Source organism: Catenulispora pinistramenti, from assembly GCF_018274385.1.
Taxonomy (GTDB): Bacteria; Actinomycetota; Actinomycetes; order Streptomycetales; family Catenulisporaceae; genus Catenulispora; species Catenulispora pinistramenti.
On sequence record NZ_JAAFYZ010000027.1, the window covers coordinates 1 to 19097 of the forward strand.

16 protein-coding genes are annotated in these 19097 nt (G+C 69.3%); 7 read left to right on the forward strand and 9 right to left on the reverse strand.

What is annotated here, in order from left to right:
• Positions 1-622: 622 nt before the first annotated feature.
• From KGQ19_RS10755 to KGQ19_RS10765, 3 genes are all read right to left on the reverse strand, one after another.
• Entirely contained in the window at positions 623-2515 is a 1893-nt protein-coding gene (locus KGQ19_RS10755; protein WP_212008953.1) for a phosphodiester glycosidase family protein, read from the reverse strand.
• Positions 2516-2665: 150 nt separating this feature from the next.
• Positions 2666-3574, reverse strand: a complete 909-nt coding sequence (locus tag KGQ19_RS10760; protein ID WP_368862086.1) for a GlxA family transcriptional regulator — start codon at positions 3572-3574, stop codon at positions 2666-2668.
• Positions 3575-3583: 9 nt separating this feature from the next.
• Positions 3584-4195: an isochorismatase family protein gene (locus KGQ19_RS10765; RefSeq protein ID WP_212008955.1), complete on the reverse strand. Its 612-nt coding sequence runs from the start codon at positions 4193-4195 to the stop codon at positions 3584-3586.
• 334 nt (positions 4196-4529) lie between these two features.
• Here KGQ19_RS10765 and KGQ19_RS10770 point away from each other — a divergent pair, with 334 nt between their 5' ends.
• From KGQ19_RS10770 to KGQ19_RS10790, 5 genes are all read left to right on the forward strand, one after another.
• Positions 4530-5813 carry an extracellular solute-binding protein gene (locus KGQ19_RS10770; RefSeq protein ID WP_212008956.1) on the forward strand — a complete coding sequence of 428 codons (1284 nt, stop codon included), beginning with the start codon at positions 4530-4532 and terminating at the stop codon, positions 5811-5813.
• A gap of 23 nt (positions 5814-5836) precedes the next feature.
• The gene (locus KGQ19_RS10775) at positions 5837-6775 is read left to right on the forward strand and encodes a carbohydrate ABC transporter permease (protein WP_212008957.1); all 939 of its coding nucleotides are present in this window, start codon (positions 5837-5839) and stop codon (positions 6773-6775) included.
• Complete coding sequence (locus KGQ19_RS10780) at positions 6772-7665, forward strand: carbohydrate ABC transporter permease (RefSeq protein WP_212008958.1); 894 nt, start codon at positions 6772-6774, stop codon at positions 7663-7665. Before KGQ19_RS10775 ends, KGQ19_RS10780 begins: the two co-directional genes overlap by 4 nt.
• Positions 7666-8223: 558 nt before the next feature.
• A complete protein-coding gene (locus KGQ19_RS10785; RefSeq protein ID WP_212008959.1) occupies positions 8224-10200 on the forward strand; it encodes a hypothetical protein in 1977 nt (658 codons plus the stop codon).
• A gap of 69 nt (positions 10201-10269) precedes the next feature.
• Positions 10270-10494, forward strand: a complete 225-nt coding sequence (locus tag KGQ19_RS10790) for a translation initiation factor IF-2 N-terminal domain-containing protein (protein WP_212008960.1) — start codon at positions 10270-10272, stop codon at positions 10492-10494.
• A gap of 210 nt (positions 10495-10704) precedes the next feature.
• Here KGQ19_RS10790 and KGQ19_RS10795 read toward each other — a convergent pair whose 3' ends face one another.
• The 4 genes from KGQ19_RS10795 to KGQ19_RS10810 all read right to left on the reverse strand — a co-directional run bounded on the left by KGQ19_RS10795 (position 10705) and on the right by KGQ19_RS10810 (position 15818).
• Positions 10705-11685, reverse strand: a complete 981-nt coding sequence (locus tag KGQ19_RS10795; protein WP_212008961.1) for an acyl-ACP desaturase — start codon at positions 11683-11685, stop codon at positions 10705-10707.
• Between the two features lie 163 nt (positions 11686-11848).
• The gene (locus KGQ19_RS10800) at positions 11849-13471 is read right to left on the reverse strand and encodes an acyl-CoA synthetase (protein ID WP_212008962.1); all 1623 of its coding nucleotides are present in this window, start codon (positions 13469-13471) and stop codon (positions 11849-11851) included.
• A 9-nt stretch (positions 13472-13480) separates the two neighbouring features.
• Complete coding sequence (locus KGQ19_RS10805; RefSeq protein WP_212008963.1) at positions 13481-14608, reverse strand: acyl-CoA dehydrogenase family protein; 1128 nt, start codon at positions 14606-14608, stop codon at positions 13481-13483.
• A gap of 10 nt (positions 14609-14618) precedes the next feature.
• On the reverse strand, positions 14619-15818 hold the full coding sequence (locus tag KGQ19_RS10810; RefSeq protein ID WP_212008964.1) for an acyl-CoA dehydrogenase family protein: 1200 nt from the start codon (positions 15816-15818) through the stop codon (positions 14619-14621).
• 165 nt (positions 15819-15983) lie between these two features.
• Here KGQ19_RS10810 and KGQ19_RS10815 point away from each other — a divergent pair, with 165 nt between their 5' ends.
• Entirely contained in the window at positions 15984-16628 is a 645-nt protein-coding gene (locus tag KGQ19_RS10815) for a DUF5336 domain-containing protein (protein WP_212008965.1), read from the forward strand.
• A gap of 30 nt (positions 16629-16658) precedes the next feature.
• Here the strand turns inward: KGQ19_RS10815 and KGQ19_RS10820 are convergent, their stop codons facing one another.
• Positions 16659-17114 (reverse strand): pyridoxamine 5'-phosphate oxidase family protein, encoded by a 456-nt coding sequence (locus KGQ19_RS10820; protein WP_212008966.1) that lies wholly within the window; start codon positions 17112-17114, stop codon positions 16659-16661.
• A gap of 26 nt (positions 17115-17140) precedes the next feature.
• Here KGQ19_RS10820 and KGQ19_RS10825 point away from each other — a divergent pair, with 26 nt between their 5' ends.
• A complete protein-coding gene (locus tag KGQ19_RS10825) occupies positions 17141-18100 on the forward strand; it encodes an oxygenase MpaB family protein (protein WP_212008967.1) in 960 nt (319 codons plus the stop codon).
• A 97-nt stretch (positions 18101-18197) separates the two neighbouring features.
• On the opposite strand, the gene KGQ19_RS10830 is transcribed toward KGQ19_RS10825, so the two are convergent.
• Positions 18198-19085, reverse strand: coding sequence for a TIGR03619 family F420-dependent LLM class oxidoreductase (locus tag KGQ19_RS10830; RefSeq protein WP_212008968.1), 888 nt, complete (start codon positions 19083-19085; stop codon positions 18198-18200).
• Positions 19086-19097: the final 12 nt, after the last annotated feature.

A 19097-nucleotide genomic window follows, 5' to 3' on the forward strand; every position in this document is an offset into this window, starting at 1 on the left:
GTCAAGTTCGCGCTATCACAAACCGCAGCTCACACGCATGACCGCAAGCGCGCGGACTTTACCCCCGGACACCGGTGCTGTACCCCCCGGGCTGACGACGCGACCGAGGGGAACGGACCGCACCACCTCAGGGACCGCAGCCGCTGAGACTCACCCGGCCACCCTAGGGAACCGCGCTAGTTTCCCTGAGGTTGCCGAGGCCCGCCGGAGGCCCGGCTCTTCATCACAGTTCTTGATCTTGTTCTTGACTGTGCTGTTGATCTTGTTCTTGATCTGGCCTGTGCCCTTGCCCGGACTTGCTGGAGTTGAAGAGGCCTGAGGTGGGGCGGGGTTGTGAACGCGGAAACCGGCAGCCGACAAACACACCTACCACCACGAACCCCGAACCGGCACAACCATGACCGAAGGCCGTAAAAAGCATTTAAAACCCACACCCCAACCGCAACCCAGCCCACAAACTCCAGCCTCCGCAAGAAGACCCGAACCCCGAACCACCCAGTCAAGACTTGCCGCACCCGGCACCCGGAACCCCGCCCCCCTCGCAGCCGAGGCCGCCAAGGCCGCCAAGGCCGCACCGACCATCGCAGCCACAAGAAGCAGGGCAACGCTGCCCGCCACGGCACTAGCGACTGTATACGGCTACGAAGTCGCGTTCATCAGTCGAGTAATAACGCTGGGCGGTCCGGGCGAAGTCCAACAGCTTCGTCGAGGCCGGCGGGTTCTGGCCCTTGCTGCTGTCGTAGGTCATGTAGGACACCCACTCCTGGTTGATGTCCAGTTCCATGCCGCGCACCGCGCCGGCCCGCTGGAGCAGTTCGGCCAGGGTCCGGACGGACAGCGCCGGGCCGATCGCGTAGACCAGGTTGCCGTCGGCCGTTATGCCGATCCCGGAACGCCAGACGTAGTAGGCGTTCTTGACCGTCACGCCCCACAGCTTCTTGTCCTCGCTGTCCACGCTCGGGTTGACCTGGCCGTTGTCCACCAGTAGCTGGAGGTTCTGCCGGACGCCGACCACGTTCGGGTCCAGCTGGAAGCCGGCACCGGAGTTCCAGGACCCGATGTTGACCGTGCCGTCCTTGTAGAACACCTCCGAGGCCTGGCCCGGGACCAGCGTGCCGTAGGTCTTGCCGTTGAGGTAGAAGCCGCCGTGCGCGTCGTTCGGGCTGAGGAGGAAGGCCCCGTTCCAGGTGGCGATCAGGTTCTTGAACTGGTCGCCGGCCAGGTGGTCGGTCTGGTTGTAGCCGGCGGTGCCGGGCTGCTGGGAGCCGGGGTGCAGGATGAAGCTGGCGTGCTTCTGGTCCATGTACGCCACCGCCGACAGGTACTCCAGGTGCTGGGGGTCCGAGCGCAGCTTCGCGGTCTGGATCACCGGCACGCCGTTCACCACGACCGTGGGCTGCCAGACGCCCTCGCCCGGCGCCGGGTTCGGCACGAACGGCTTCATCGGCGGCAGGTCGTGCTGGCCCTGGGCCAGGGTCGGCGTCGCCGACGGCGGTGCGAGGTCGGCCAGCTGCGAGGGGGACAGGCCGCCGCCGGTCTTCGGCTTGTTGCTCTGGTACTGCTGGTTCTCCAGCCAGGTGACGGCCCAGCCCATGTCGTGCCCGCGGGCCCACTCGGCGATCCGGGCCTGGTTGCTCATGTTGCCCGGGGCGCTCAGCGCGCCGTAGAGCGAGTAGCTGGTCAGGAAGACGAGCACGGCCAGCACGCCGGCGACGCCACGCCGGATGATCTTGCGGCGCCGGCGCTGGGCCGGGGTGAGCCGGTCCCGGCGGCGGGCCTTCGCGCGGCGGCGGGACCGGCCGGGCTCCTCGGCTTCGACGGCGTCGCCCTCGGGGCTCTCGTCCTCGCCGTAGCCGTCGCTGCGACTGTCCTGGAAGCTCGACGAGTACTCGGTGTCGCCGGGGCCGCCGCCGTACTCGCCGCCCCGCGCCCGCTGGCCCGGCACCGGGGCCGGGCGCAGATCCTCAGGGTTTTGAGGTACCCGGCGACGGGTGCCGCGCGGGACGTGGGTCTCGTCCAGCGCCCGCATGTCCTGGGCCGCGCCGTCCAGCCGCTGGTAACTCGGGTTCTGCTGATAACTGGGATTCTGCTGCTGACCCGGGTGCGGCTGGAAGCTCGGACTCTGCTGGTAGCTCGGCGCCTGCTGCGCGTGCCCGGCCTGGTAGCCCGGCTGCTGCTGCTGCCGGCCGGGCTGCTGATAGTCGGGCTGCTGATAGTCGGGCTGGGGGTACTCAGGCTGCTGGTAACCCGGATTCGGCTGATGGCTCGGGTGGCGGGGGTCCCGCTGCTGCTGGGCGCGGGGGTCGCGGCCCTGCGGGTACTGCGGGGCCTGCGGCGCGGAGTAGTCGTCCCACGGCGTCCGTGGCTCTACGGCGGGCCCCTGACGGGGGTCCTGAGGGGGCCTGGGACGCGGTACCTCACGGCCGCGGGGCGGTCCCTGCGGCCGGTCCGGCCGCGGAGGTACCCCGCGTCCCGGATAGCCGTCGCCGGTCCTTCCCGTCGGTGCCGGTGTCATCCACGATCCTCTCAGTCCGGTCCCCGATCCAGCCTCAGAGTATGGCCATTCATTGATGGGTACCGCCAGCTTGCCTGTTTTCCCCTGCGGTTCTCAGACGTCCAAGGGGGGTGGGGCGGTTGCGGAGCAAGGGGATGAAAGTGACGTGTGCTACATCACGCGCGAACGGAGCCGGCGCAGCATGCGGGCGTCGGCGAAGCCCACCGCGTGCGCCGCGGCCTCGACCGTCGCGCCGTGGCCGATCAGGTGCTGGGCCCGTTCCAGGCGCAGGGTCTGCTGGTAACGCAATGGGGTCATACCGGTGCTCTCCACGAACTGCCGGGTCAGCGTCCGCTCGCTGACGCCGCCGGCCCGCGCCAGTTCCGCGAGCCGCAGCGGCTCGGCGTAGTCCGCGTCGATCCGGTCCTGCGCGCGGTGCACGGCGTCGCGCAGATGCCAGCGGTGCCGGAGCATCGCGCTGTCTTGCGACTCCTCGCCGGAGCGGCGCGCGTAGACCACCATGTCCCGGGCGACGCGGGCGGCGGCGGCCGGGCCGTGCTGTTCGGCGACCAGGTGCAGCGCCAGGTCGATGCCGCTGGCGATGCCCGCCGAGGTGATCACCCGGTCGTCGGCGACGTAGACCACGTCGCGCTCGACCCGGGCCTTCGGATAGCGCACGGCCAGTTCGTCCTGGAGGTCGTGATGGGTGGTGCAGCGCCGGCCGTCCAGCAGTCCGGCCTGCCCGAGCACGTCGGCGCCGGAGCAGACGCTGGCCACGGTGCCCCCGGCGGCGTGGTGCGCGACCAGCCGGCCCAGCAGCTCCCGGCCCGGGCGCGGGCCGCCCTTGAGCATGGGGGAGCGCCAGCCCGGGACCAGGACGAGGTCGGCCGGTCCGGCGCCGGGCCACTCGGTCTCGGCGCGCAGCCGGACGCCCTGCGCGGTGACGATGTCTTCCTGCTCGGCGACGTACCGCAGCGTGTACGGATACCCGTGATCATCAGCGGTGGAGAACACCTGGGCCGGACCGGACAGGTCCAGCAGGTGCAGCCGCGGGATGAGCAGGAAGACGACCTTCACAATCCGGTCAGCCTAGACGATCGCCGCCGGAACGCCCGAACCGACCACCTGGTCCACGGTCGCCACGGTCGCGAAGCGCCCGCTGAGCGCGAAGACCGTGCGCTCCACGACCGCCGAGGCCGGCAGCGTGCGGGGGTCGGCGGCGATCTGCTCCGGGGTCAGGCCGTCCGGCGCGTCCGGGTGCGCGATCGGGTTGGTGGCGGTCGCGTCGATCACGAAGGTCACCTGGTAGCCCAGGTCGGAGCCCAGGCGCGCGGTGGTCTCGCAGCACTGCTCGGTGCGGATGCCGCAGATCGCCAGCTCGCCGATGCCGTGTTCGGTGAGCAGTTGCTGCAGGTTGGTGGTGGTGAAGGCGTTGTGCGAGGTCTTGCGCAGCTGCGGCTCGCCGGCCGCCGGGGCGCGCAGGCCGTCCAGGTAGCGGACGTGGCCGGACTCGGGGTCGAAGGCGCCGCCGGTGCCCGGTTCCTGGTGCAGGACCCAGACCACCAGGTCGTCGCGGTCGCGGGCGTGGTCCACCAGGCGGTTGACGTCGTCGGCGATATCGGGGTTGTCGATCAGTCGCCAGAGGGGCCGGGAGCGGAAGGACTCCTGGACGTCGATGACGATGAGAGCGCGCTGTGTCATGTCCTGAGCATCGTCGCCGGACCGTGGTCGGCGGCAGGCCGGTTCCGGCCCGGATGCGGAACGATCCGGTCATCGCGGTGGAAGTCGCCGGCCGGCCGGTCCGCACGCCGGCCAACATCTGCGGCTCAACAGTGGTTCATTCTGAAGACGCTTTCAACCCCTTGATTACGCCCGGATTGATCCGGTTCTGTCCTGATTCCGAGATGACGGTTCGATAACTGGTCTATACCTGACGACCATCTGGTCTATACCGCTGACCGAAACCTGATTAGCGTGTCCCAGCGTCACGACCCGCTGTCCCCAACCCTCACCCTCCGACAAAGGTGGAACCCAGGTGAAGCGTCTCGCCACCCTCGCCGCGACCGGTCTGGCCGCGTCCCTCGTCCTTTCGGCGTGCTCCTCCAGCAAGTCCTCGGGGGGCTCGTCGTCCTCGGACTCCTCCAAGCCGGTGACCATCACCCTGCTCGCCCCGAACTACGGCAGCGGCACCGCTGACGACAGCAAGAACTACTGGGGCGACATCATCACCGCCTTCGAGGCCAAGTACCCGAACGTCAAGGTCCAGCTGCAGGAGGCGACCTGGGACAACCTGGCCACCAAGCTGACCACGGCGCTGCAGAACAACGACGCCCCGGACCTGTTCGAGGGCGGCGGCTACGCCGACGTCGCGGCCCAGGGCCTGCTGTACAAGGCCTCGGACATCGTCTCCCCGCAGACCCTGAGCAACCTGATCCCGCACGTGGCCCAGCTCGGCCAGACCAAGGGACAGGACGGCCAGCAGGCCCAGTACGGCATCCCGTTCACCACCTCCACCCGCGCCTTCTTCTACAACACCCAGCTCTTCCAGCAGGCCGGCATCACCACGGCCCCCCAGACCTGGGCCGACATCGCCACCGACGCGGCGAAGATCAAGGCGCTCGGCAAGACCGGCTTCGGGCTGCCCCTGGGCTCGGAGGAGGCGCAGGCCGAGACCTACCTGTGGACGCTGGGCAACGGCGGCGGCTACAAGGACGCCTCGGGCAAGTGGGACATCAACTCCCCGCAGAACATCGAGACCTTCCAGTGGCTGACCAACAACCTGGTCAAGCCGGGCCTGACCGAGCCGGACCCGGGCACCAAGGACCGCACGGACCTGTGGAAGGACTTCGCGGCCGGCAACATCGGGATGATCAACGGCTCCCCGGCGCTGCTGCCGATCCTCAAGGAGGGCACCATCGGCAGCAACTTCAAGTCCTCGCCGATCCCCGGCAAGACCGGCACGCTGAGCACCCCGCTGGGCGTCGCGGACTTCATCGAGGCCTTCAACAGCCACCCGGACCACAAGACCGCGATCGGCGAGTTCCTGGACTTCGCGCTGCAGAAGCAGTACCAGGAGAAGTTCGACAACCTCTACGACCTGCTGCCGGCCACCCAGGACGCGGCCGCCGACCTGTCGGCGTCCAACCCGGCCCTGAAGCCCTTCATCGACGCGCTGCCCACGGCCGCCTGGTACCCGAGCTCGGACCCGAACTGGGACCCGGCCTCGCAGAAGGTCAAGGACATCGTCGGCAAGGCCGTGACCTCGGACCCGAAGGGCGTCCTGGACCAGATCCAGGCCGTCGCGACGGCCAGCAACTAAGGTCCCACGGGATACCGGTAGCTATGACGACGCGCTCTGAGCGGGGCCGGCTCGGCCGGCCCCGCCCCGCCCGCGCCAGGTCGGTTCTGTCCGGCCTGGCCCCGCTGGCCTGGATCGGCCCGGCGATCGCGCTGATCGCCTTCGCCGTGCTGTGGCCGGTGGTGAAGATGGTCCAGTCCTCGACCACCCACTGGTCCCGCTACGGCGTGAACCTGGGGTCCAACGGGACGGACAACTACAACAAGCTGTTCAAGGAGCAGGACCTGTCCGGTGTGCTGGAGCGCACCGGCATCTGGGTGGTCGTGGTCGTCACCTGCACGGTGGTGATCTCGCTGGGCGTCGCGCAGCTGTTCAACCAGAAGTTCCCGGGCCGCACCATCGCGCGCTGGGCGCTGATCGCCCCGTGGGCCGCCTCGGTGATGATGACCGCGATCATCTTCAAGTGGATGCTGTACCCGGGCTACGGGTTCATCAACATCATCCTGAACGACCTGGGCCTGGTGGACCGCAACAGCACCACCGCGGACTGGCTCGGGCACTCCGGCTCCGGGTTCATGTGGGAGATGGCGGTCGCCATCTTCGTGTCGATCCCGTTCACCAGCTACACGGTGATCGCCGGCCTGCAGACCGTCCCGGCCGAGGTGTACGAGGCGGCCAAGGTGGACGGCGCGAGCAAGGCCCGCACCTACTTCTCGGTGACGCTGCCGCTGCTGCGCCCGGCGCTGCTGGTGGCCACGGTCATCAACGTGATGAACGTGTTCAACAGCTTCCCCATCATCTGGGAGATGACCAAGGGCGGGCCGGGCTACGACACCGCGACCACCACGGTCTTCATGTGGATCCTCAAGGGCCAGAACATCGGCGAGTCCGCGGCCCTGTCGATGGTCAACTTCGCGCTGATCATCGTGATCGTCTTCGCCTTCCTCAAGGTGAGCAAGTGGAACAGTGAGGCCGACGCATGACCGCGGTCACGACCTCCTCCCAGACCTCGCGCCAGGATCGGGTTCCCAACCCCCCGAAGCCGCCGCGCGGCCTGCCGAGCGTCAGGAAGATCCTGATGGTCGGCGGCGCGTACCTGATCGCGCTGATCTTCATCACCCCCTACCTGGAGATGCTCCTCACCGCGCTGCGGCCGGTGAAGGAGGACTCCGACCCGACGATCATCCCGAAGCACTTCCAGTGGTCGAACTTCACCTCGGTGTTCTCCGGCGACTCCAGCTTCGGCACCAACATGCGCATCACCTTGGAAGTCGCCTTCGGCGCGACCTTCCTGGTGCTGCTGGTGGCCCTGCCGGCGGCCTACTACACGGCCCGCAAGCGCTTCCGAGGCCGCAAGGCGTTCCTGTTCCTGGTCCTGGTCACGCAGATGTTCCAGCCCACCGCCATGGTGGTCGGCATCTACGGCGAGATGCGCGACCTGAACATGATCAACTCGGTCTGGGCCCTGATCATCGTGGACGCCGGCTTCAACCTGGCCTTCGCGGTCTGGATCCTGTCGGCGTACTTCTCGGCCATCCCGGTCGAACTGGAACAGGCGGCGATGATCGACGGGGCGACCCGCTTCGGCGCCTTCCGCCGCGTCACCATCCCGCTGGCGATGCCGGGCATCGTGACCGCGCTGATCTTCACCTTCATCGCGGCCTGGAACGAGTTCATCGTCGCCCTGACCCTGACCACCAGTCCGGACAAGGCACCACTGTCAGTGGCGGTGGACAACTACATCGGCCAGTACACGGTGGACTACGGCCACTTGTTCGCCAGTACGGTCATCGCGACCATCCCGGTGATCGTGCTGTTCGGCCTGATCGAGCGCAAGGTCGTCGACGGCCTGACAGCAGGCTCGATCAAGTAGCACGACGCGCCCGATAAGGGGTCGCCCCGATAAGGGCTACTGGCCTGACAGAGCCCGCTGACGCATTCCTGAGCCGCGTCGGCGGGCTCCTCAGCGCACGGCCCGAAACACCGCCCCACGCCGCGATGATCTGCGGGTGCTGAAATCCGCAGATCATCACGGAGCGGAACCGGCTCCCGACAGGCCGGGGGGCAACCTGCCGGAAACCTGCTACCAGGAGGCAGCGACCGGCGACGGCGCGCTCGCGGAGGGCAGGAACGCGGGCTACGCCGGGGCCGGGGGCCGCTTAATATTTGTATCGGCAGATCCGGCGGGGAGCTTTAGGGTTCTGCTTTACTTTTTTTCGCAGGGCCCGGCAGCCGCGGCTTCTTCATCAAGATACTGATTCAGTGCGACAGCCTGGCCGGACCGTGGCCCCCCGGCTCAGGACCGGTCCTGACGACTCACCTCTAAGGTCGCCCGCGTAGGCAGACGACATCGGCATCCTGTTCTGCTTCGCGGCGGTTCGGGCTCTTCCCCTCACCGCACGGCGAGGATGCCGGCTTTACCGAGAGGTGGATGACCGTGGACGCTTTCCATCAGCGACCACCCGGGGAGTCGGACCAATCGCGCACGCTCTGGCTCCCGACCGTGCCCCGGCGGCCGGCCGGACCGACGGCACCGGGTTTCGGTCAGCCGCCGTACGCCAATCACCCCCAGGGCGCGCCGCCACCGTCTGATCGACGTCGTCGGGCTCTGATCTCCGCCTGTCTGATCCTGGTCCTGGCCCTGGTGGCCGGAGTGGCCGGGGGGTGGGGCTCGAGCAACAGGTCCGCACCTCGGCCGGCCGAAGGCATCACGGATCCGAACATCGGCCATGAGCTCCCCTTCGGCAGCGCTGTGCTGGCGCTGGCCGGCGCGCCCGAGGTTCATTATCAGGGCACTGTCGATGGCGACGGCCAGGCCGATGTGCACGTCACCAGTCACGGCGAGCTGACCGGCACCCTGTCGCAGGACGGTCAGACCTATTCGGTGCTCGGGGTGGACGGCAAGCTCTTCCTCAAGCCGCCGGACTCGGGCCTGCCCGGCGTCGATCCCGCGGAGGCCGCGGCCTGGAAGGGGAAGTGGCTGACCGGACAGCCCGCACAGGACGTGTTCGGCCCCGTGACGTCGAGCTTCGTCCCGCCGGCCAAGCTGGCCGGGCAACTGCTGTCCGCGTTGAACGCGGCTCCCAGCCCGCAGGTGGTCGACGCCCAGCTCGACGGGATGGCGGTGCTGGAGGCGAAGACGCCGATCGGCCTGATAGCCGTCACCAAGGCCGAGCCCAACCGGTTCGTGCGGATAGTGCCGGACTCCGGAGCCGACGGGAGCGCTCAGTCGCCGAGTCCGCCCGCTTCCACGCCGAATGCTCTTGGCCCGGCATCGTCCGGCACCGTCGAGGACGCCGCATTCCACCACGCCGAGTCGTCGGGAACCGTCGGTGTGCGGGTCCTGCCGGAGCAGCCCGGCGAAGTGGCGAACACCTATCAGAACCTGCAGAACCAGACCCAGCAGCTCTCCACCGGTTCGGTCAACACCGATCTACAGCTCAGCAAGCAGGGCGACTCCGTCAACTGCAGTGCCGCCGGGTGCCAGGTGAACGTCAACGTCGGCGACGCCGTCAGCACGTCCTCCGGGTCGGTCCAGGGCGGCACCATCACCGCGGTGCTGACCGCGACCGTCGCCATCGAAGGCCGGCCGGCCGGCGGCTGCACCGCTTCCAGTCCGCTGCCGCTCAGCGGGACGACCGCGATGTCGTGCAGCGATCCCGAGGCCGCCGGGGCGTTCGCGGCGGCGGACGCGGCCAAGAAGCAGCAGGCCCAGGCCGAGTCCCGGGCCGAGGGCGGCCGCGCCGTCAACTACTCGGTCAATTTCAGCGACCAGTACACCGTCTTCGCCACCGCCCTGGTCAACGTCGCTCAGCTGGTCCGGAACCAGGGCCAGGAAGCCGCCGACGACGCGAAGCAGAAAGATCCCTGCGATACCAGCGACACCGGTAGAGCCAGCGGCGCGCGCCCGGCCTCGGTGCTGATCGGCCACTCAGGCCAGCAGGGCCTCCGCCTGGCAGCTGCCGACGCCGATCAACCGTGCAGCCCGTACGTCTGGAATCCGGGCCGTCCGGGGGTGGACAACGGGCCCCAGGGCCCCCTTCCCCCGAATGCCCCGTTCGTCAAGCCGGGCGACAAGCTCAAGCCCGGCGACTACCACTATGTGGTGCTACCGGGCGGCACTGTCCGGGCGATGAACAACGACGACATGTGGAAGGCTAACCGAACTGCCGGCCACACGAGCCTCGCGGGCGGTAAGCCGGTCATCATGGCGGGCACCTTCAAAGTGGACAGCACAGGCCAGATCTCTGAACTCGACAATTTCTCCGGCCACTACCAGCCGCTTCCGAAAACCGGCTACATGGACCTGGAGGACCTCGCCCGAGATTCGTTCGCGGCGAACGGACTGCCCGCACCGCTCCCGGACGCTTGGGACTTGTGGACGCCGAAGGGGTGGACGGGCCCTTGAGGAATCGACGCCGTAGGCCCGAGCCATCGAAGCCATCGAAGTCATCGAAGCCATCGAAGGAGTAGCGCAATGGTGAAGCGGTTGTATGAGGTCGCACGCGAACTCGGCCTACAGAACAGGCAGGTCGAGGAGGATCTGGAGGCGATGGGCTGTCCCGTGCGCAGTTTCGCCTCGCCGGTCAACGAGACGGAGCTGAGCGAGCTCTACGCCAAGTACGGAAGAGTGCCGTCGGACTCTCAGCCGGACGACGCGTCGAACGCTTCGAGCGACCTGCCGGGTGCAGAGGACTCCTGACGAGGCGGTGCCCGCGCGCCATCCACGCCATGCGTCGCTTCCACGGCGCACATGATGAGGTGTTCTGGCGTGATCGAGGGCCCCGGCAGTGTCGAGCAGCAGAGAAGCGCTGCTCGACACTCTGCGCTGCCGGCCCCGACCAGCCCGAGCCGGTAGCGGCGTGCCCTGCTTGTCCTGCCGAGTGGCCTGCTTGGCTGGTAGCGGCGCGCGCTACTTGTTCCGCCGAGCCGCCTGCTTGGCCAGCAGTGCGGCCCGCTTCTCGCAGAAGCGCGTCGCGGCGCCGTCGAGCCCGTCCAGGAACTGCGCCAGCTCCTCCCGCGCGATCTCGCCCTCCGGGCCGAGGTCGTCGCGCTCCAGGGCGCGGGTCTGGCGCAGGATCGGCATCACGACCTCGTCGTGGTGGATGCGCAGGTCGTAGATGCCGGCCTTGGCGATCATCACCGATTTGCGGCCGAAGTCCGTCAGGCCCGAGCCCGGCATCTGGAACTGCTGGACCACGTTCGCCACCGCGCGCATGGCCTGGTCCGGGTCCAGCTCGAAGGACGCGTTCAGGAGGTTGCGGTAGAAGAGCATGTGCAGGTTCTCGTCCTGGGCCACTCGGGCGAGGAGGCGCTCGCAGTCCGGGTCGCCGGACACCTTGCCGGTGTTGCGGTGGGCGATGCGGGTCGCCAGTTCCTGGAAGCTCACGTAGGCGATCGAGTGCAGGGCGTCGTAGCTGTCCGGCTGGCTGTAGCCGTTGGACATGTGCATCATGCGCTCGCGCTCCAGCGCCACCGGGTCGACGGCGCGGGTGGTGAGCAGGTAGTCGCGGATGGCGATGCCGTGCCGGCCCTCCTCGGCGGTCCAGCGGTGGACCCAGGTGCCCCAGGCGCCGTCCTGGCCGAACTGGACCGCGATCGCGCGGTGGTAGCTCGGCAGGTTGTCCTCGGTCATCAGGTTCAGGACCAGGCTGGTCCGGGCGATCTCCGGGATCCGGGACTGGTCCGGGGTCCAGGGCTTGCCGCCCAGCACGCCGTCGAAGGTCTCGCCCTCGCTCCACGGCACGTACTCGTGCGGGAACCACTCCTTGGCGCAGTCCAGGTGCCGGTTCAGGTTCGTCTCCACGACCTGCTCAAGCTCGGTGAGCAGGGCCGTCTCGGGCATGCGGGGCGTCGGGCGGGTGCCCTGCCGGGGCAGGTCGGTGACGGTCATGGGGTCGGCTCCTACACGCTGTGGCCTGGGGAAGCGGCCTTGGGGGACGGACCTACGGTTCCGAAACTTACGGGTACGTAGGTTACGTTAGCGTAAGTCACCGGGTCGGCAAAGGTCCAGTGGAGCGGTCCGCCCGACTGTCAACTGAGATTGTGCCCGCGCCTCACCGCTCGGCGTGGGCCGCTTCGGTGACCAGCCGCTTCGCCCAAGGGTAGTCCGGCTTGCCGCTCGGCGAGCGGCGGATATGCGACACCCGCACCACCAGCCGGGGCACCTTGTACCCGGACAATCTGGCCCGGCAGAACTCCTCCAGCTCACCGTCGGTGGGGGCGTCGTCGCCGGTCGAACGCGGCTGGATGACGGCCGCCACCCGGTTGCCGAAGCGCTCGTCCGGGGCGCCGGCCACGATCGCGTCGAACACCCCGGGGTGCGCCTTGAGCACCGCCTCGACCTCCTCGGGGAACACCTTCTCGCCGCCGGTGTTGATGCACTGCGAGCCGCGTCCGAGGACCGAGACGGAACCGTCCGCCTCCAGCGTCCCCAGGTCCCCGAGCAGCACCCACCGCCGCCCGTCGTGCTCGAAGAACGTCTCGGCGGTCTTCACCGGGTCGTTGTAGTACCCCAGCGGCACGTTGCCGTGCTGCGCGACGTGCCCGACCCGGCCGTCCCCGGGCGTGGCCGCGCAGTGCTCCTCGTCCAGGAAGACCGTCGTCCGCTCGTTGACCGTGAAGCGCATCCCGCCGGCCGGCCCGGTGCCGGGCGCCGCATCGCCGTTGAACCCGCTCTCCGTGGACCCGAAGTTGTCGCGGATCAGCACGTTCGGCAGCTGCGACTGCAACTGTTCGCGCACGGTCTCGGACAGGATCGCGCCGGCCGAGCTCAACACGAACAGGCTGCTGACGTCGGTCCCGGCCAGCGGCCCGGCCAGTGCCTCGGCCAGCGGCCGGCCCATGGCGTCGCCGACCATCGAGATGACGTTCGCCTTCTCCGACTCGACCGTGCGCAGCACCTCGTGCGCGTCGAACTTCCGGTTCAGCACCACCTTCTGGCCCATGTTGAAGCTGATGAACGTCGCCAACTGCGCGGCGCCGTGCATCAGCGGCGCTATAGGGAAGGTCGCGATCTGACCGGCAGCGGGGTCGATGCCGTCCGGGACCTCAGAGGGGTCCTTCATCGGCTCGCCATAAGGGCGCCCGCCTGCCATCCCCGCATAGAAGATGTCCTCATGACGCCACATGACGCCCTTGGGCATCCCCGTGGTCCCGCCGGTGTAGATGATGTAGAGGTCGTCTGCGGAGCGGTCGCCGTGGGGGAGTAGCCCGTCGCGCTCCTCGGATTGCCCCTGGACCGCAGCCTCAAAGGTCACTGAGGGCAGCTCCGCTATAGCGCCGCCGACGGAGACGATCGTCTTGAGCTTCGGTGCGTCGTCGGCTATCTCGCGGACCCGCTCGCCGAACTCCGTGTCGAGTATTACCGCGACCAGATCCGCGTCCTTATAGAGGTAACGGAGTTCGTCGGCCACATAGCGATAGTTGATGTTGATCGGCACCGCGCGGATCTTCAGGCACGCCAGAACGGCGACCACGTACTCCGACCCGTTGTACATGTGCATCCCGACGTGGTCCCGCACCCCGATCCCCCGCGCCAGCAGGAAGTGCGCCAGCCGGTTCGCCTCGCGGTCCAGCTCCCCGTACGTCCATCGCTTCACGCCGGGGACGACCAGAGCCTCCTTCTCGGGGATCTTGTCGACGACGCTCTCGAACAGGTCCGCGAGGTTGAACTGCATGGGGAGTCCTTACTCTGCGAGATGTGCGCCTATGCGGAGGAGCTGCCGGGTGGCGGTGCCGAGGGTCTGCTCGACCTGCTTGCCCCGGACGAAGTAGCGGTGCAGCGGGTAGTCGGTGTCCACACCGATCCCGCCGTGGAGGTGCTGCGCGGCGTGCAGTACGCGGGATCCCGCGTCCCCTGCGTGGAACTTCGCTATAGCGATGTCCGCGGATATCTCTGCAGAGGGCGCCGTCTCGCCGCCGCGCGCCGCGTCGTCCATTAGCCAGGCCGCGTGCAACATGGTCAGCCGTAGTACCTCGGCACTGATGTAGGCGTCGGCGGCACGCTGGCTCACGGCCTGGAGAGAGGCGATCGGCTCGCCGAACTGCTTACGGGTACTGGTGTAGCGCGCGGTTATGGCGACCGCCTCTGTGCAGATGCCGGAGGCTTCGGCCGCCAGAGCGAGGGTGCCGAGATCGCGGATCCAGTCCACGGCTTCGGCGCCGCGCGCGAGCAAAGCCGTCCCGGGGACGGACACCGCTTCCAGCTCCAGATCCGCATAGGGCTGGCGCCCCGTGACCAATAGCGGTGTCACCTCCATAGAGGAGCGCGGCACTACGAACACAGCCGGTTCGCCGTCCAACTCCGCCGGGATCAGAACGCTGTCGGCGAGGTCGCCGTACGGGACCATGCTCTTCGCGCCGTCTATTACGTAGCCGTCCCCAGAGCTGCGCGCAGTGGTGGTCAGCGTCGTGGGCTCGCCGGGTTCCTCCAGCGCCGCCGTGACCAACTGCTCCCCGGCGGCGACCGCGGCCAGCAGATCGGTGTGCCCGCCGAACCGGGCCAACGGCAGCGCGCCGAGCGCGACCGCCGCGACCACCGGCAGGTACGCGGTCCGCTTCCCGGCGGCCTCGGCCAGCAGCACCAGCCCCAGAACGCCCAGGTCGCCGCCGTCGGCGGACTCCGGCAGCAGCGCGCTGACGGCTCCGGCATCGGCCAGTGCCCGCCACACCGAGGCGTCGTGTACGGACCCGATCCCGCTTCCGCGTGCTTCCTTCTCCAGCCCGGTCAGCCGCTCGTGGCCGCAGTGGTCGGCGAGGATCTGGTCGACCAGGTCGATCAGGGCCCGCTGTTCCTCGGTCAGGTCGAAATCCATGGGCGGGCTCCTAGTGGCGGGGGACGCGGGGCATGTTGAGCCCGAACAGGGCGATCAGGTCGCGCTGGATCTCGTTGGTGCCGCCGCCGAAGGTGAGGATCAGCACCCCGCGGTAGGCGCGCTCGACCCGCCCGGCGAGCAGGGCGCCGGGGGACTCCTTCTTCAAGGACCCGGCCGCGCCCAGCACTTCCAGCATCAGGCCGTAGGCCTCGCAGTACAGCTCGGTGCCCCAGACCTTGGTCGCCGAGGCGTCGGCCGGGTTCAGCTTGCCGACCTGGTCCGCCGCGGCCACCTTCCAGTTGAACAGCCGCAGCGCGGACAGCTTGGCCTGGATCCGGGCCAGGTGCACGCGGACCCACTCCCGGTCGATCACCCGCGAGCCGTCGGCCAGCTTGGTCTGCCGGGCCCACTCGACGACCTCGGTGAACGGCCGCTCCAGCGACCCCGACGAGCACAGCGCCACCCGCTCGTAGTTCAGCTGCGTGGTGATCACGCGCCAGCCCTCGCCGGGCTCGCCGACGATGTTCTCGGCCGGCACGCGCAGGTCGGTGTAGTAGGTGGCGTAGGTCGAGGCCTCGCCGATGGTGTGGATCGGCGTGTAGGTGAAGCCCGGGTCCGAGGTCGGCACCAGCAGGATCGAGATCCCCTTGTGCTTTTTGCCGGTGCGGGCCGGAGCCTCGGGGTCGGTGCGGCAGGCCAGCCAGACGTAGTCGGCGTGATCGGACAGCGAGGTGAAGATCTTCTGGCCGTTGACCACGTAGTGCCCGCCGTCCGGCTCCAGCACCGCGCGGGTCTTCAGACTGGCCAGGTCGGTCCCGGCGTCCGGCTCGGAATAGCCGATGGCGAACATGCACTCCCCGGCCAGGATCCGCGGCAGCAGATCGGCCTTCTGCCGGTCGCTGCCGAAGCGCATGATGGCCGGGCCCACCGCGTTGATGGTGAGGAACGGCACCGGCGCCCCGGCCCGCTGCGCCTCGTCGTAGAACACGAACTGCTCGACCGGCGTGAAGCCCTGTCCGCCGTACTCCTTCGGCCAGCCGACGCCCAACCAGCCGTCCCGGCCCATCTGCCGCACCGCCTCCCGGCAGCGCGGCCCGCCGAACTCGCCGGTGGACATCTCCTCGGCGACCTCGGGGGTGACCAGCTCGGTGAAGTAGGCGCGGAGAGTGTCACGCAGCTGCGCCTGCACCTCGGTGTACGCGATCCGCATGAGGTGAATTAGAACGTGTTCCATGTGCGATGGCAAGGGTTTCTGATGGATCATCAGATTCGGCGCGCGGGTCGCCCGAACGGCGTGCGGGGCGGGCGATCAAGGGCCGGTGCTGGTCGGCTGGGGACGGCCGGGCGGCTCCGCCGCCTGGGGAACGGAGCGCTGATGAGCACGCCGACCGGAGCGAACGGGGATTCGGTGCCGCACCCTGGGCCGTCGCAATCCCCGGTGCCGGAGGGGCCGAATCAGCCTGCGAGCCCCCTGCCTCAGCCGGCGCCGCAGCCCTCGCACCAGGCCGCGCCGCAGCCCCCGAACCAGGCCGCGCCGCAGCCCCCGCACCAGCTGGCGCCCGGTTATCAAGGTTCGCCATCAGGCGGGGACCATGCGCACCCGCCGCACCCCCACCAGCCCCCGCCGCGCGCCGCCGTCACCGTCCCGCTCGGCAAGATGCTCTACCTCTGCGTCGCGGCCCTCGGCGTGATCAACCTGTTCCTCGGCTACGTGAGCGCCGGGGACGGCGACTCCGCCAACCTCTACAAGGCGGCCGTCGCGATCTACGCCCTGGCCCCGACCATGTTCTTCCTGGCGGGTCTGGTCGCAGTGCGCGGATTCCTGCCCGGCGAGCGCGCTCCCGGCGTGCTGCCCGCGATGATCACCACGGCCGTCTTCGTCACCCTGGTGCTCTCGGCGATCAGCTCGTCCGGGGCCGGTGACCTGCAGACGCTGTTCCTGGTGTTCGGCGCCGTGCAGTTCATCCTCGCGTGGCTGGCGTACCTGTTCGACGCGGGCGTGATCGCCGCGCGCCGCTGAGCACGCCGCCGCCCGCGGACCGCCGACCGCTCACATCTTCGAGTGGTCCCACGAAGCCGTCCGCTTGGCGCGCACCCGCACCACCGCCCGCTTGCGCGCCTGCTGTTCGACGAACGGCCGCATCGCCTCGGCGTCCGCGCCGAAGACCTCGGGGTAGCGCGCGGTCAGCGCCATGCCGAAGGCCACGACCTGGTCGTAGTCGTCGATCAGGTCCACCTCGCCGTAGACCGTGACCCCGCGCAGTTCGTCGTAGGCGATCCCGTCCTCGAGCAGGCAGGTGATCCGCGGATCGCGCCGCAGGTTCACCGCCTTCTGGGACTTGCCGTACGTCCAGAACGCCAGATCGCCGTCCAGCAGGGCGTAGTACATGGTGACCAGGTGCGGCGTACCGTCGGCGTTGGCCGAGGCGATCTGGAGCTTGCGCCCCGCGCCGAAAAAGGTTTCGATCTCATCATCGGACATCCGGATGCGGTCCCGCTGACTCATGCGGAAAGTAGAACAGGTTTCGATTGATGACGGCAAGGCTCTCCGCCCCGGCCCGCGGGCTGAAGGCGTACGTCCGGCACGAGGTGAACGTCAGCGTCCACGGCACCGAGGGCCTACGCCTGCGGGAGCGTTACGCCGACCCGCCCGGCGATCCGGGGCTGTTCGGCCCGGATTCGGTGACCTGGCGGGTGCACTCGGACTCCCCGGGCATGCTGATGGGCGGCTTCGCCTCCCTGATGCTCCAGTCGTTGCACCCGCTGGCGATGGCCGGGGTCGACCAGCACTCCGACTTCCGGACCGACCCGCTCACCCGGCTCAATCGGACGGCCGCCTACGTGGTCACGACGACGTACGGGTCCCGGCAGGTCGCCGAGGCGGCGGTGGCGTATGTGCGCGACCGGGTCCACCCGCACATCCACGGCACGGCCCCCGACGGCCGCCCCTACAGCGCCGGCGACCCGCACCTGCTGACCTGGGTGCACGTCGCGGAAGTCCGCTGCTTCCTGGCCGGCTACGAACGCTTCGGCGCCCCGCCGCTGACCGCCTCGGAACGCGACCGCTACTTCCGCGAGGTGGCGGTCCCGGCGCGGCTGCTCGGAGCCCGGGACGTGCCGGAGTCGGCGTCCGAGGTCGCGCAGTACCTGCGGGACATGCAGCCCGAACTCCAGGCCACCGAGGCGGCGATCGAGGGGATCCACTTCATCCGGAACTTCGGTACCAATCCGCGCGAGCGCGCGGCGGTCCGGGTCGTGATGAACGGCGCCGCCGCGCTGCTGCCGGGCTGGGCCCGGGATCCGCTGCGCCTGGGCCGCTCCGACGCCGTCCGGCTGCTGCTCGACCGGCCGCTGGCGCAGGCCGCGGGGCGCACTCTGCGCTGGGCGATGCAGCCCTCGGAGATCGTCGGCATGGCCTACGCCCGGATGGGGCGCACGCCACCCGCGCCGCACAGCGACTGGCGGGTGCACGCTGAGGCGTCCAACTTCTAGCTTTCCCGGCTGATTTTCCAGCCTTCCCGCCTGATCGCGGTCGCGCGGTCGCGCGGTCGCCCGCTTCACGGAAAGACGCGGCGCCGCCTTCAGCCCGTCACGCTGTGGGCGGCTCCGCGGAGAACGCCTTCCAGGCGTCCGCCACGACGGCCAACTCCCGCCAGGCCTTCTCCGGCCGCTCCAACTCCGCCGGGTTCCCGTGGTACGGATCCAGCACCACGACCTCCGAGCCCAGCGCCCGCAGCCGGTCCAGGTCGTCGAGCACCTGCTCCAGGGTGCCGATACCGGCCTGGCGCTCCGGATCGGTGACCGGCTCGGCCGTCAGCCGCAGCCTGATCCGCGGCGCCAGCGTCGGGACCGCGCGACCGGCCTCGTCGGCGAAGGCCTTCAGCCGGCCGACCGCGTCCTGGATCCAGTCCATGGTGAAGCCCAGCGGGTGCCAGCCCTGCCCGGCCACCACGGCCCGCCGGATGCCCGCGTCGCTGTTGCCGCCGATCCACACCGGCGGTCCGGGCAGCTCATCCGGGGCCAGCGCGGGCGCCACGCCCTCGACGCCGCCGCCCCAGATCTGGTGCATCTCGTCCAGGTGCTCGTCGGTCAGCGTCCCACGGCGCTTGAACGGCACGCCCAGCGCCTTGAACTCCTGCTGGGCCCAGCCGACCCCGACGCCGAGCACGAACCGGCCGCCGGAGAGCCGGTGCAGGCTGGCCGCCATCTGCGCGGTCAGGGCCGGCTGCCGGTAGGGCATGATCAGCACCGTGGTGCCCAGCCGGATGTTCTCGGTGCGCCCGGCCAGCCAGGCCAGCGTGGTGAACGGGTCGTGGAACGGGCCGGGGTAGACGCGGCCCACGTCCTCGGTGACCAGCACGTGGTCGGACATCATCAGCAGGTCGAAGCCCAGGCCCTCGGCGACGTGCGCCCAGCGTTCCAGGACCGCCACCGACGTGGCCGGACCGAAATTCGGGACGTTGACCCCCAGCCGCACGGGCCTGTTCCT

What these genes read in the sequence shown, in the direction of transcription:
- KGQ19_RS10825 (WP_212008967.1), top strand. Translation starts at nt 17,141, where the DNA reads ATGACGGCAAGGCTCTCCGCCCCGGCCCGCGGGCTGAAGGCGTACGTC.
- KGQ19_RS10765 (WP_212008955.1), bottom strand. Translation starts at nt 4,195, where the DNA reads ATGACACAGCGCGCTCTCATCGTCATCGACGTCCAGGAGTCCTTCCGC.
- KGQ19_RS10755 (WP_212008953.1), bottom strand. Translation starts at nt 2,515, where the DNA reads ATGACACCGGCACCGACGGGAAGGACCGGCGACGGCTATCCGGGACGC.
- KGQ19_RS10815 (WP_212008965.1), top strand. Translation starts at nt 15,984, where the DNA reads ATGAGCACGCCGACCGGAGCGAACGGGGATTCGGTGCCGCACCCTGGG.
- KGQ19_RS10775 (WP_212008957.1), top strand. Translation starts at nt 5,837, where the DNA reads ATGACGACGCGCTCTGAGCGGGGCCGGCTCGGCCGGCCCCGCCCCGCC.
- KGQ19_RS10790 (WP_212008960.1), top strand. Translation starts at nt 10,270, where the DNA reads ATGGTGAAGCGGTTGTATGAGGTCGCACGCGAACTCGGCCTACAGAAC.
- KGQ19_RS10795 (WP_212008961.1), bottom strand. Translation starts at nt 11,685, where the DNA reads ATGACCGTCACCGACCTGCCCCGGCAGGGCACCCGCCCGACGCCCCGC.
- KGQ19_RS10810 (WP_212008964.1), bottom strand. Translation starts at nt 15,818, where the DNA reads ATGCGGATCGCGTACACCGAGGTGCAGGCGCAGCTGCGTGACACTCTC.
- KGQ19_RS10820 (WP_212008966.1), bottom strand. Translation starts at nt 17,114, where the DNA reads ATGAGTCAGCGGGACCGCATCCGGATGTCCGATGATGAGATCGAAACC.
- KGQ19_RS10800 (WP_212008962.1), bottom strand. Translation starts at nt 13,471, where the DNA reads ATGCAGTTCAACCTCGCGGACCTGTTCGAGAGCGTCGTCGACAAGATC.
- KGQ19_RS10785 (WP_212008959.1), top strand. Translation starts at nt 8,224, where the DNA reads ATGACCGTGGACGCTTTCCATCAGCGACCACCCGGGGAGTCGGACCAA.
- KGQ19_RS10780 (WP_212008958.1), top strand. Translation starts at nt 6,772, where the DNA reads ATGACCGCGGTCACGACCTCCTCCCAGACCTCGCGCCAGGATCGGGTT.
- KGQ19_RS10805 (WP_212008963.1), bottom strand. Translation starts at nt 14,608, where the DNA reads ATGGATTTCGACCTGACCGAGGAACAGCGGGCCCTGATCGACCTGGTC.